This window comes from Labrys sp. Lb11 (assembly GCF_057554225.1).
The window spans coordinates 483,849-495,463 of the sequence record NZ_BAAJOT010000002.1 but is presented as its reverse complement, the minus strand read 5'-3'; the positions used below and the strand labels follow the sequence as shown (position 1 = coordinate 495,463).

The window sequence follows — 11,615 nt, the reverse complement described above, 5'->3', positions numbered from 1 at the left end:
GATGTGCTACTCGCCGCCGCCCATGGAATGGACATAGACGGCCAGGGCCTTGATCGTGGTCGGGTCGAGACGCCCGCCCCAGGCCGGCATGGCGCTGCCGCGGCCGTTGACCAGGCTCTCGACGATGGTCTTCTTGTCCGGGCCGTAGAGCCAGACGGCGTCGGTCAGGTTGGGGGCGCCGAGCTCGCGCTTGCCCTTGGCGTCGTCGCCATGGCAGCTGGCGCAGTTTTCGGCGAAGACGGTGCGTCCCTTGGCCAGATCCGCCCCTGCCTCGACCGGCAGGCCGGAGAGCGAGCGGACATAGTCGGCGACGCTGGACATGGCCGGCCCGTCGAGCACGCCGGTCTTGCCGAAGGCCGGCATGCTGCCCTGGCGGGTGTCGTCGTCGCCGGGCCAGCGGATGCCGTGGGTCACCGTCTGGGTGATGTCCTCCAGCTTGCCGCCCCACAGCCAGTCGTCGTCGTTGAGGTTGGGGAAGCCCTTGGCGCCGCCGCCCCCGGCGCCGTGGCAGGGAGCGCAGTTGTCGCCGAACGCGGTCTTGCCGAGGGCGCGCGTGAAGGACAGCAGCTCGGCGTCCTGCTCGACGGCGGCGATGGGCGTCGCCTCCAGCCTGACGGTCATCGGCGCGCGCAGGGCCTTGAGATCGGCAAGGTCGCGGGTGACGGCGGTGCGCGACTGCCAGCCCATGATCCCGGCCGTGTAGCTCGTCACCAGCGGCCAGGCGGGGTAGGCCACCCAATAGCCGACCGCCCAGAGGATGGTGGCGTAGAAGGTCCACAGCCACCAGCGCGGCAGCGGGTTGTTGAGCTCCTTGATGCCGTCGAAGGAATGGCCGGTCGTCGAGACGCCGGTGACCTGGTCGATATCCTGGTCGTGCTTGTCCATGGCGGTCAGTCCTCGCGGAGCGGAATGCGCGAGGCCGCGTCGAACTTGGCCTTGCGGGAGGGGGCGAGCGCGTAGACGAGCACGCCGAGGAAGATCAGGACGAAGTAGAGGAGGCCCCAGGTCTGGGCGAACTCGGCCACGGCCTTGTAGGAAGCGGGCATGGAATGATCCTCAGCGCAGGTTGGCCTTATCGTCGTAGTGCTTGAAGTCGACCAACGTGCCGAGCATCTGCAGATAGGCGATGAGCGCGTCGGCCTCGGTGACCCGGCCGGGGTTGCCGTCGAAATCGCGCGACTGGGCCTTGGGGTAGCGGCTGGCCAGGCCGTCGGCGTCGGCGGCGTCCGTCGTCGCCTGGGTGGCGATGTCGTCGGCGGCCTTGCCGATCATCTCGGGCGTGTAGGGCGTGCCGAGCAGGGCGAGAGTGCGCATCTCGTCGGCGATCTGGCGGGCGTCGATGGGGTTGTCCTGCAGGGCCGGATAATCCGGCATGATCGAGGCGGGCACGACGGAGCGCGGGGCAGCCAGGTGGGCCCGGTGCCATTCGTCCGAGTACTTGCCGCCGACCCGGGCCAGATCCGGGCCGGTGCGCTTCGATCCCCACTGGAACGGATGGTCGTACTGGCTCTCGGCCGCGAGCGAGTAGGGGCCGTAGCGCTCGACCTCGTCGCGCAGCGGGCGGATCATCTGCGAATGGCAGAGATAGCAGCCTTCGCGGACATAGACCCCGCGGCCGGCGAGCTCGAGCGGCGTGTAGGGCCGGACGCCGTCGACCTTCTCGATCGTGCTCTTGAGGTAGAACAGCGGCACGGCCTCGACGACGCCGCCGATGGCGATCACCACCAGGATGCCGAGCACGAGCAGAATGGAGTTGGTCTCGAAGATCTTGTGGCGGTTCCACAGCGACATCGACGGATTCCTTATTCGGCGGGCACGAGGGCGGGGACCAGGGGCTCGCCTGCGACGGCCGCATCGACCGCCTCCACCGAGGTCACGGTCTTCCAGAGGTTGAAGGCCATCAGGACGGCGCCGGCGAGGAACAGGATCCCGCCCAGGGCGCGGATGACGTAGAAGGGGTGCATGGCCTCGACCGACTCGACGAAGGAGTATTCGAGGAAGCCGAGCGCGGTGTAGGCGCGCCACATCAGGCCCTGGAGGATGCCGGCCACCCACATCGAGGTGATGTAGAGGACGATGCCGAGCGTCGAGACCCAGAAGTGCCAGTTGACCAGTTTCAGCGACCACAGCCCCTTGCGGTTCCATAGCCAGGGCACCAGGCAATAGAGCGCGCCGTAGGAGACGTAGGCGACCCAGCCGAGGGCGCCGGAATGGACGTGGCCGATGGTCCAGTCGGTGTAGTGCGACAGGGCGTTGACCTCGCGCACCGACATCATCGGCCCCTCGAAGGTCGACATGCCGTAGAAGGCGATCGAGACCACCAGCATGCGCAGCACCGGGTCGGTGCGCAGCTTGTCCCAGGCGCCCGACAGGGTCATGAGGCCGTTGATCATGCCGCCCCAGGAGGGCATCCACAGCATGATCGAGAAGGTCATCCCGAGCGTCTGGGCCCAGTCGGGTAGGGCGGTGTAGTGCAGATGGTGCGGGCCGGCCCAGATGTAGAGGAAGATCAGCGCCCAGAAGTGGATGATCGACAGCCGGTAGGAATAGATCGGGCGGTCGGCCCGTTTGGGCACGAAGTAGTACATGATGGCCAGGAAGCCGGCGGTGAGGAAGAAGCCGACGGCGTTGTGGCCGTACCACCACTGCACCATGGCGTCCTGCACGCCTGACCAGACGATGTAGGACTTGGACGAGAACAGCGAGACCGGCACGGCTGCGTTGTTGAACAGGTGCAGCACCGCGATGGTGACGATGAAGGCGAGGTAGAACCAGTTCGCCACGTAGATGTGCGGCTCGGTGCGGCGGATGATGGTGCCGAGGAACACCAGGAAGTAGACGACCCAGACCACGGTCAGCCACAGGTCGGCGTACCAGCCGGGTTCGGCGTACTCCTTGCCGTCGGTGATGCCGAGGAGATAGCCGGTGCCGGCGATGACGATGAAGAAGTTGTAGCCGAGCACGACGAACCAGGGCGCGAGATCGCCGGCCAGGCGTGCCCGGCAGGTGCGCTGCACCACGTAGAGGGAGGTCGCGATCAGCACGTTGCCGCCGAAGGCGAAGATCACCGCCGAGGTGTGCAGCGGGCGCATCCGCCCGAAGCTGAACCAAGGCAGGCCCGACAGGTTGAAGACGGGGAAGGCGAGGTCGAGCGCGATCCAGACGCCGACCGCCAGGCCGGCGAGCCCCCATACCACCGAGGCCACCGTCGCGAACTTGACCGGCGCCACGTTGTAGTTGGGCTTGCCGCCGATGGTCAGCGGCGGCAGCGCGGCCGGGCGCTCCAGGTACCGGTTCGTCACGGCGAAGATCGCCGCCAGGCTCCCGGCGGCGAAGAGCAGGGCATGGAAGCTGTAGGCGGTGGTGTTAGCCTTGCCGGCAACCAGAAGCGAGAGGGCGAACAGGCCGCCCATGGCGGCGATGAGCCCCAGCTCCCCGGGCGTCATGGTCTTGCGAAGGGTGGTCGCCTCGATCATCGGATTGTCCCGTCCTCTGCGCCGCCGGGGCGCGGATCGTCCCCGGCGGTCGCGGTCTGCCCCAGGGGGGTAGCGGCGGGCATGCCGGGCCACATTGATTTGCATCAAGCGTGTCCGGGGCGGGCGGCCGCGCCCGATTGAGCGAGATCAAGGCGCCGTGGGCGGACGGGGGCTAGCCGGAATGCAGATCGAGGATTGCCCGCGCCCATGCCCAGTACCCTCAAGGCCGCCTGCCTCAGCCGGGAGGCCCCGCCGGCCGCCGAGCTCGTCGTCCGCTACGACCAGCGGGTGCCGCGCTACACCAGCTATCCCACGGCGCCGCATTTCCATGCCGGCGTCGGCGAGCGGCAGTACCGGCAATGGCTGGGCGAGCTCGACGGGGTCGAGGCGGTGTCGCTCTACGTCCATGTCCCGTTCTGCGAGCGGCTGTGCTGGTATTGCGGCTGCCACACGACGGCCGTCCGCCGCTACGATCCGGTCGCCGACTATGTCGCGACGCTGCTCGCCGAGATCGACCTGGTGGCCGATGCGATCGACCGGCCGGTCAAGGCCGGCGCCATTCATTTCGGCGGGGGCACGCCGAACATTCTTGCACTCGCCGATTTCGTCCGCGTCGTCGAGAAGCTACAGCATCGCTTCCGCCCGCAGCCGAGCGCCGAGTTCGCCGTCGAGTGCGACCCGCGCGGCCTGGCGCCGGACTGGGTGGAAAGGGCCGTAGCGCTCGGGGTCAACCGGGTCAGCCTCGGCGTCCAGGATGTCGATCCCGTCGTCCAGCGCGCCATCAACCGCTGGCAGCCCTTCGCCACGACCGCCGCCGCCGTCGAGATGCTGCGGCGGGCCGGCATCGGCTCGGTCAATCTCGACCTGATGTACGGCCTGCCGCAGCAGACCGCCGCGGGCCTGCGCGCCACCGTCGATGCGGTGATGGCGCTGGCGCCCGACCGGATCGCGCTGTTCGGCTATGCCCATGTGCCGTGGATGAAGCCGCATCAGGCGCTGATCCCGGGCGGCACGCTGCCGGGCACGGTCGAGCGCTTCCGGCAGCAGGCGGTCGCCGCCGACATGCTGGAGGAGCGCGGCTATGTCCGCATCGGCCTCGACCACTTCGCCCGGTCCGACGACCCGCTGGCGAAGGCCCTGGTGCGCGGCGACGTCCGGCGCAACTTCCAGGGCTACACCACCGACGATGCCGAGACGCTGATCGGCTTCGGCACCTCGGCGATCGGCCGCCTGCCCGGGCGCTACGTCCAGAATGCCGCGAAGGTGCCGGACTGGCGGGCGGCGGTGGAGGCGGGGCGCCTGCCCGTGGGGCGCGGCATCGTCCTCACTGCCGACGACCGCTTCCGCGCCGAGATCATCGCCCGGCTGATGTGCGATTTCGCCGTGGATCTGGCCGAGGTCGCCGGGCGTCACGACACCCATGTCGACGGTATCCTGCCGGACCTCGTCCGCCTGTGCGGTTTCGAGGAGGACGGCCTGATCGAACGGCGCGACAGCCATCTCGTCGTGACGCGGCTCGGCCGCCCGTTCGTGCGCTCGATCTGCGCGGTGTTCGACCGCTATCTCGATCCCGGCGCCGCCCGGCACGGGACGGCGATCTGAAGGCTGCTCTCGAACGCCGGCGGGCGCGACCCCCGCGGCCTGCGTCAGCGAAGGCTCATGCGCCGGAGCGTGCCGTCGCGCAGGACGAACTGGTGCCAGATCGCCATCAAGGCATGCAGGCCGGCGAGGTAGAGGATGACGGTGCCGGCATTCTCATGAAGCTCGGCGATCAGGCCGGGAGGCCCCTGGACCGGATCGGCGATGGCCGGCAAGGGCAGGCCGAAGACGGAAACCGGGACGCCGAGGCGTGAAGCGGCGTACCAGCCGGTGAGCGGCAGCGCGATCAGGAGGAGGTAGAGCACGGCATGGCCGGCCCTGGCGGCGAGGGCGAGCCATCCGCTCTGCCCGTCCTCACCCGAGAGCCCTCCTCCCGTGAGCCGCAGGATCAGCCGGGGCAGGACGAGCACGAGCACCGCGAGCCCCAGCGAGAAGTGCAGCAGGGGCGGGTTCTCGACCACGTGCCGGCCGCCTTCCGAGGTCAGCCAGGCGCCGAGGACGAGCAGGGCGGTCAGCCAATGGAGGAGGACCATGCTCTTCGAATAGCGGACAGGGGGCTGGGACATGGCGAGATTGTCCTTGGGAGGCCGCATTGCCCGACAGGCGACGCAGGCGATTGCCTATCTTAACCCGATCTTCGGCGCGGCGCCCGTCTCGAACGGGAGATTTGCGATCAGCCCGCCGCCGGCCGCAACGTCCGCGCCGTCTGTGGCCGGTCGAGCCCCCAGTTGTAGCGACCGGCATCGCGGGTCCTTTCGTCGCAGTCTGACGAGCGTGAATGTCGTCGGGGTGATCCCCATAATCGCGGAGATACACGATCGTCGGAGAAAGGGGCTCAGCCGTTCGGTGGCGTCTCGGCCGGATCAAGTCAGGCCATGACGGTGGAGAGGGAGGCGCCTTTCCCAGGAGTGACATGGTTCGCCCCTATCTTGGCGCCGTGGAGGGCTCCTCGGGGAACTGGAAATTCCTCTCGCTATACTCGGGAGAGGTATTCGGGAGCGTCTGCGCGGCGCAGGGGGAAGCTGATCCAGATCAATGCGGCGGCGCGCGCTGCGGGCGAGAGAAGGCGGCACACTGGGAAAGGACGGAGACGTGATGTCGATCAGGAGCATGTTTCTCGGCCTCGTCGTCGAGGAGGATGAGGTTTCGCAGAAGGCCCTGGATTACGCGGTCGATCTAGCCGCCCGTCGGGGCGCGAGCCTCTCGGTCGGCCTCGGCGTTCCCAGGTTCGTCGCCGCCGGCAGCCTGGCCGTGCCCGGCGTCGCCGGCATGCTGCAGGCGGCGAACCACGAGCGCCACCAGCGTGCGGAGCATCTCGCCACCGGCCTGACACGGGCGGCCTCGCTCGCCGGCGTCCCCGTCCGCATCGAGATCGTCCAGAACGACTATCTCACCGCGCGGGATCGCCTGGTGCAGCTCAGCCGTGCCAGCGACCTCGTGGTGGTGACGCGCTCGCCCGAGATCAGCCCGTCGGAGCAGGACATGGCCGAGGACCTGCTGTTCACCTCGGGCCGCCCGGTGATCATCGTGCCGCCGGAATGGGACGGGCCGGCGACCTTCAGAACCGTGGTGGTCGGCTGGGACGGCAGCGCCAAGGCGGCGCGGGCCGTCGGCGATGCCATGGGATTCCTGGCCGAGGCAGCCAGCGTCGACGTCGTCTGCGTCAAGGACGACCCGAACCGGACCAAGGTGCTGGCCGGCGTCGAGATCGCCGAGCATCTCGCCCGCCATTGCCGGGCGGTGAAGACGACGGAGCTGGCGCCGGTCGGAGGCGACATCGCCGCGGCCCTGCTTGCCCATGCCACGCTGGAGGGGGCGGACCTGCTGGTCATGGGTGGCTACGGCAATGCCCGGTGGAAGCAGATGCTGCTGGGAGGGGTGACGCACGACGTGATCACCGGCGCCACGCTGCCGGTGCTGCTCTCGTCCTGAAGCGTCCGGCGATCTGACGGATCCGCGTCAAATCGCAAGGGCTCGTCGAAACAAGGTCTTCGAGCAAGCGGTGTCTCCACGGAGGCATCCCTTGCTCCGCCCAGGGGAGGGGCTCGTCCGTTCGGGAGGGCGGACGAGGCCGGCCCGGACGCGCCGGGATCCAACGTTGGGCGCGTCCGGGCCGTGCCCTCCCGAGGCGTGCGGTGCGGCAGGCATGGAGAGAGGAGATGTTCGAAGTCAATGTCGGGCTCGCCGATCGCGCCGTCCGCATCGTGCTGGGACTCGGCCTGCTCGGGCTGCTCTTCGGCCTGTACGGCGAGACCGGCTTCAACTGGGCCGGCTATGCCGGATTCGCGCTGCTGGCCACGGCCGTTACCGGCATCTGCCCGCTCTATTCGCTCCTTGAGGTGTCGACCCGCCGCTGAGCGACGTTTCCTGGATTGCCGCGCGGTCCCGGACCCGGGCGTCTTGGGCTTCTGCGGGATTTCTACGCCGGCCCGATCGGCGGCAGGATCGCTGGTCCACTAAGGGGCCGTTTGCGAACAAGTGCTGCGTTACTCGTAGGGCGCTCCCTCCCAGCCGTCATGGCCGGACTTGATCCACGGGTGTCCGGCACGCTTTGTCTTCGCCGGCCTGCTGGCGGCGGTGATGGCGCAACTGCAGGCCGGTTATCGCCGCAAGATCGGCGATTGCGTGCGCCTGATCGATTCCACCAGCATGCGCCTGAGTCGGTGGAGCGGGCCGTGGGCGCAGTTTTCGGCGGGCGTGTACGGCGCCAAGGCGCAGATCGTCTACGATCCTGACGCCAACCAGCCGCTCTACCTCATGGTGACGGGCGCCAACGTCAACGACATCACCGCCGCCCGGCAGATGCCGATCGAGCCGGGCGCGACCTATGTCTTCGACTTGGGCTACTACGACTATCGCTGGTGGGCGAGCCTGGCGGCGGCCGGCGGCCGTGTCGTCACCCGCCTCAAGACCAACGCGCCCTTCACGGTCGAGGAGGAGCGGCCGGTGCCGACAGGCTCGGCGATCCTGAGCGATCGCACCGGCTATCTGCCCCGGTGTCTCGCCTATAGTCGCAAGAACCCGATGTCGGATCTCGTCCGGGACATCACGGTCAGGATCGAGACCGGCAAGGTGCTGCGCCTCTTCACCACCGACCTGGAGGCGAACGCCCAGGAGATCGCCGATCTGTACAAACGGCGCTGGGAAATCGAACTGTTTTTCCGGCGGGTTAAGCAGACCCTGAAGATCAAGAAATTTCTGGGAAAATCAGAAAACGCCGTGCGCCTTCAGATCACGGTCGCGCTCATTGCTTTTGTCCTGCTGCGCCTGGCCCATGACGCCAACAAGATCATCAGGAGCCCGCTCACCTTTACCCGGCTCATCCGCACCAACCTCATGCACCGGCGCCCCGTGCCGGCCCTGCTGCACGCACCACCCTCCCCTCGGCTCCCGCGCCAGACCTGCTTCGAGTTCGGCGAGGCCGCCACCCGGGCCGCATGGCGACGGCGGGCACAGCGCGCCGGGGGCACCCGGTCAGGCGCTGGCCGCATGACAGCATAAACCGTGCCGGACACCCGTGGACCTGATCCGGCCATGACGCCCACGTTGACTCACTTGTTCGCGAACGGCCCCTAAGACAAGCCAAAGATCACGGCACGGTCCATTCGCAAGCTGCCCGTCAGGTCTTTTGCGCGCGCCCGATACTGGGCGGCGGCGCCGTGCGATGGCGGGTCGACGGGCGCTTGGGCGCGCAGTGGGATATCGCTTTCCTGCTGCCGAAACATAGGGTTCGGAGCCGTTTCGGCCCGTTCGTCTTTCGGTCTGAAACAAGCCGCAGAGACTGACGCTACGAGCCCTCTTGCCGTCTTGGCGGCGCCATTCTCGGCGCAGCGCTCGGCGCTGCTCTATCGAAGCATCATCTGAGCCCGGACTCCAGGGACGCGATCAAACTGGCTACGGCGGTCGTCGCCACACTGTCGGCACTGGCCCTTGGCCTTTTTTTGGTGGCTTCCGCCAAGACGGCCATGACGCGGCCGATATGGCGCTGAGGGCCTCGATCGCCCGCATCGTCCGGCTCGATCAGGTCATGGCGCATTACGGCCCGGAAACGAGGGACGCCCGCGTCCGGCGCTCCATGCCGCCTTCTACCGGCACGCAGGGCGTCACACCTCAAATCGCCTGGAGGAGTCTGAGCCGTACACGTCCCGGAGGTCTCAGCCACGACCTCGATGGAGGAGGCGCTGTTGCGGCGCTCTCTGTCGGGCGGTGTGGCCGGCTCGGGTCTCGAGACAAACCGGATCCTCCTCGGTGTCGGGATGGACGAGGCAAGCTCCGGCGAGGGAGGTCATGTGGTCCCGTGGGCTGCGGGCCTGCTGGGCCACCCGATGGAGTGCCGGGCACGTCGCGCCGCCGAACCGATCAGGCTGCGGCCACGGCCCTGAACGCTGCGGCTGCCGCGCCGGCGGCGAAGGCGGCGAGAGTGACGACGGCCAGTTGCAGGGCGAAGCGCCCGCGTTCGAGCAGGCCGGCATAGGCGGCCCGGGCCACCGCGTTCGCAGCCAGGGCGAGGAGGATGGCGATGGCGGCCGTTTCGGCAGAGATGGTGCCGCCGGCCAGGCGGGCCGTGGACACCGCTATGGCGTCGACGTCGACCAGGCCCGAAATCAGGGCGACGGGGTAGAGGCCGGCGCTGCCGAAGCGCTGGTTCACCCAGGCCGCGGCCAGCCAGATCACGGCGAGCAGCAGGGCGAAGCCCAGGACCGGGAGGATCTCGAACGGGTTTCTCAGGCTGGTCTCGCCGTCGCCGCCGCTGCTGCGCCGAAAGAGCGCGACCAGGGCGGGAGCGAGGAAGACCGCTGCGGCCGCGACGGCCGGGGGCGCGACGAAGGCAGCCAGGGCCGGCTGGATCGTCGCGGTGATGACGAGCACGCGCAGCAGCGACACAGCGGCGGCCGTGGCCGCGCCGGCAGCGAGCGTGCCCGCCTCTTCCCCGCCGGCGGCGCGCCGGGCGAAGGCGACGGTCACCGCGGTGGAGGAGACCAGCCCGCCGGTGAGGCCGGTGACGAGCGTGCCCCGGGCCGGGCCGAGCATGCGCATGGCGAGGTAGCCGGCATAGGAGAGCCCGGCGACCAGGATGGTGAACAGCCAGATCTCACGCGGATTGACGGCTCCGAACGGATCAAGGGCGCGGTCGGGCAGCAGCGGCAGCACGATGGTGGTCATGCCGAGCAGCAGCAGGGCCGAGCGGATCTCGAGCCAGGTGATGCGTGTGATCAGGCCGTGGACATGCTCCCGGCTGGCGAGGACGCCGGCGGTGACGATGCCGCCCGCAGCCGCCAGCCGATGGTCGCCGACCACGGCGAAGGCGCCCAGGCCGAAGACGAGCATGGCGGCGATGACGCCGGTGACGCTGAAATCGCGATCGTGCGCGGCCTCCGCATGCTTGAACCAGGCGAACACCGCGATGAAACCGGCGAAGCCGAGACCGATCAGCAGCGGCGCGGCGGCCGCAACTGCCAACGCGCCGAACACGCCGCCGAGCAGGCCGGACAGGGTGTAGGTGCGGATGCCGGCGGTACGGCTGCCGGGCTCGGCGTCGCGTTCGCGCCAGCCGCGCTCCACGCCGACCACCAGGCCGATGGCCAGGGCGAGAGCGAGCCGGAAGGTCAGGTCGGCATCCATGGCGTGCAGGCGGTTCGAGGCAATGGGGCGGGGCAGGCAGCGCCGACAACGCGCAAGGCCCCTCTTCCGGTGGGAAGAGGGGCCTTGGCGGCGGCGTCGCGCCGGCTCAGGCCGTCCGGCTTTTGCCGTCCTCGTCGGGCGCGGAGATCCGCAAGCCCGTGATGGCGTCGACCAGGGCGAGGTGGTCCTCGACACGCTGCACGCCCGGAATGTTCTCGGCAGCGACCCGCAGGGCGCCCCGTTCGCGATCGTCGAAGACCGCGCCATAGAGATGCACGACGCCGTTCTCGACCTCGACCTCGACGGCGGCCTTCGGCGCCCAGGGCTGGCTGGCGAGCTCGGTGAGCAGGCGGCGCCGGATCTCGGCGTCGCTGGTCGCCTGCTCCTCATAGGCCGGGCCGACATAGCCGACCAGGCCGCGGATCACGTCGGCGCGGGTGAGGATGCCGACGAGCTTGCCCTCATGGGTAACCGGCAGCCGCTTGACCGAATGGTGCTCCATGGCCGCGACGGCCTCCTCGAGGCTGGCGTCCTCGGCGATGGTGACGGGCTCGGTGGTCATGACGTCGCCGACGAGGCGGCCGTGCGCCCGGGAATATTCGGCGGCGAGATGCCCGGGCTCGACCAGCCATTCCAGCCAGCGCGGCCGGCGCCGCTGCGTGCCGACCTCGGCGCGGCGCAGCAGGTCGCTCTCGCTCAGCACCCCGACCAGCGTGCCGGTCTCGTCGACGACCGGCAACCCGCTGACCCTGGCACCGATCAGCAGGCTGATCGCCGATGTGATGGTGGCCGTCGGAGCGACGGTGATCACCGTCTTCGACATGATGTCCTTGACGCGCATGAGATGCTCCGGTCCGAAGAGCGTCGATCCGCTCCGGACGGTAGATTGCCACCAACCGGGAGCGACGTCATTGACCT

The 11,615-nt window shown here is 69.0% G+C and carries 11 protein-coding genes; 4 read left to right on the top strand and 7 right to left on the bottom strand.

Translation table 11 applies throughout. The features are described from left to right. Positions 1-6: 6 nt before the first annotated feature. The 4 genes from ccoP to ccoN are packed head-to-tail and all read right to left on the bottom strand — an operon-like array spanning position 7 to position 3,413. Positions 7-885: a cytochrome-c oxidase, cbb3-type subunit III gene (gene ccoP / locus AC27L4_RS07485; RefSeq protein ID WP_487141460.1), complete on the bottom strand. Its 879-nt coding sequence runs from the start codon at positions 883-885 to the stop codon at positions 7-9. A gap of 5 nt (positions 886-890) precedes the next feature. After that, positions 891-1,046, bottom strand: coding sequence for a cbb3-type cytochrome c oxidase subunit 3 (locus AC27L4_RS07480; RefSeq protein ID WP_487141459.1), 156 nt, complete (start codon positions 1,044-1,046; stop codon positions 891-893). 10 nt (positions 1,047-1,056) lie between these two features. After that, complete coding sequence (gene ccoO / locus AC27L4_RS07475; protein ID WP_487141458.1) at positions 1,057-1,791, bottom strand: cytochrome-c oxidase, cbb3-type subunit II; 735 nt, start codon at positions 1,789-1,791, stop codon at positions 1,057-1,059. A gap of 11 nt (positions 1,792-1,802) precedes the next feature. Then, the gene (gene ccoN, locus AC27L4_RS07470; protein ID WP_487141923.1) at positions 1,803-3,413 is read right to left on the bottom strand and encodes a cytochrome-c oxidase, cbb3-type subunit I; all 1,611 of its coding nucleotides are present in this window, start codon (positions 3,411-3,413) and stop codon (positions 1,803-1,805) included. 270 nt (positions 3,414-3,683) lie between these two features. Between ccoN and hemN the strand changes: the two genes are divergently transcribed. Next, positions 3,684-5,078 carry an oxygen-independent coproporphyrinogen III oxidase gene (gene hemN / locus AC27L4_RS07465; protein WP_487141457.1) on the top strand — a complete coding sequence of 465 codons (1,395 nt, stop codon included), beginning with the start codon at positions 3,684-3,686 and terminating at the stop codon, positions 5,076-5,078. Positions 5,079-5,122: 44 nt separating this feature from the next. Here the strand turns inward: hemN and AC27L4_RS07460 are convergent, their stop codons facing one another. Beyond that, complete coding sequence (locus AC27L4_RS07460) at positions 5,123-5,641, bottom strand: cytochrome b (protein WP_487141456.1); 519 nt, start codon at positions 5,639-5,641, stop codon at positions 5,123-5,125. Positions 5,642-6,170: 529 nt separating this feature from the next. On the opposite strand from AC27L4_RS07460, the gene AC27L4_RS07455 reads away from it, so the two are divergent. The 3 genes from AC27L4_RS07455 (at position 6,171) to AC27L4_RS07445 (ending at position 8,576) form a co-directional block, all read left to right on the top strand. After that, on the top strand, positions 6,171-7,007 hold the full coding sequence (locus AC27L4_RS07455) for a universal stress protein (protein WP_487141455.1): 837 nt from the start codon (positions 6,171-6,173) through the stop codon (positions 7,005-7,007). A gap of 227 nt (positions 7,008-7,234) precedes the next feature. Continuing rightward, positions 7,235-7,432: a YgaP family membrane protein gene (locus AC27L4_RS07450; protein ID WP_487141454.1), complete on the top strand. Its 198-nt coding sequence runs from the start codon at positions 7,235-7,237 to the stop codon at positions 7,430-7,432. A gap of 169 nt (positions 7,433-7,601) precedes the next feature. Next, a complete protein-coding gene (locus AC27L4_RS07445) occupies positions 7,602-8,576 on the top strand; it encodes an IS4 family transposase (protein WP_487141453.1) in 975 nt (324 codons plus the stop codon). An 858-nt stretch (positions 8,577-9,434) separates the two neighbouring features. Here the strand turns inward: AC27L4_RS07445 and AC27L4_RS07440 are convergent. Together AC27L4_RS07440 and AC27L4_RS07435 are read right to left on the bottom strand one after the other, a co-directional pair. Further along, the gene (locus AC27L4_RS07440; protein ID WP_487141452.1) at positions 9,435-10,697 is read right to left on the bottom strand and encodes an MgtC/SapB family protein; all 1,263 of its coding nucleotides are present in this window, start codon (positions 10,695-10,697) and stop codon (positions 9,435-9,437) included. Positions 10,698-10,803: 106 nt separating this feature from the next. Beyond that, positions 10,804-11,538 carry a CBS domain-containing protein gene (locus tag AC27L4_RS07435; protein ID WP_487141451.1) on the bottom strand — a complete coding sequence of 245 codons (735 nt, stop codon included), beginning with the start codon at positions 11,536-11,538 and terminating at the stop codon, positions 10,804-10,806. Between the last annotated feature and the right edge of the window lie 77 nt (positions 11,539-11,615).

What these genes read in the sequence shown, in the direction of transcription:
- ccoP (WP_487141460.1), bottom strand. Translation starts at nt 885, where the DNA reads ATGGACAAGCACGACCAGGATATCGACCAGGTCACCGGCGTCTCGACG.
- AC27L4_RS07480 (WP_487141459.1), bottom strand. Translation starts at nt 1,046, where the DNA reads ATGCCCGCTTCCTACAAGGCCGTGGCCGAGTTCGCCCAGACCTGGGGC.
- ccoO (WP_487141458.1), bottom strand. Translation starts at nt 1,791, where the DNA reads ATGTCGCTGTGGAACCGCCACAAGATCTTCGAGACCAACTCCATTCTG.
- ccoN (WP_487141923.1), bottom strand. Translation starts at nt 3,413, where the DNA reads ATGGGCGGCCTGTTCGCCCTCTCGCTTCTGGTTGCCGGCAAGGCTAAC.
- hemN (WP_487141457.1), top strand. Translation starts at nt 3,684, where the DNA reads ATGCCCAGTACCCTCAAGGCCGCCTGCCTCAGCCGGGAGGCCCCGCCG.
- AC27L4_RS07460 (WP_487141456.1), bottom strand. Translation starts at nt 5,641, where the DNA reads ATGTCCCAGCCCCCTGTCCGCTATTCGAAGAGCATGGTCCTCCTCCAT.
- AC27L4_RS07455 (WP_487141455.1), top strand. Translation starts at nt 6,171, where the DNA reads ATGTCGATCAGGAGCATGTTTCTCGGCCTCGTCGTCGAGGAGGATGAG.
- AC27L4_RS07450 (WP_487141454.1), top strand. Translation starts at nt 7,235, where the DNA reads ATGTTCGAAGTCAATGTCGGGCTCGCCGATCGCGCCGTCCGCATCGTG.
- AC27L4_RS07440 (WP_487141452.1), bottom strand. Translation starts at nt 10,697, where the DNA reads ATGGATGCCGACCTGACCTTCCGGCTCGCTCTCGCCCTGGCCATCGGC.
- AC27L4_RS07435 (WP_487141451.1), bottom strand. Translation starts at nt 11,538, where the DNA reads ATGCGCGTCAAGGACATCATGTCGAAGACGGTGATCACCGTCGCTCCG.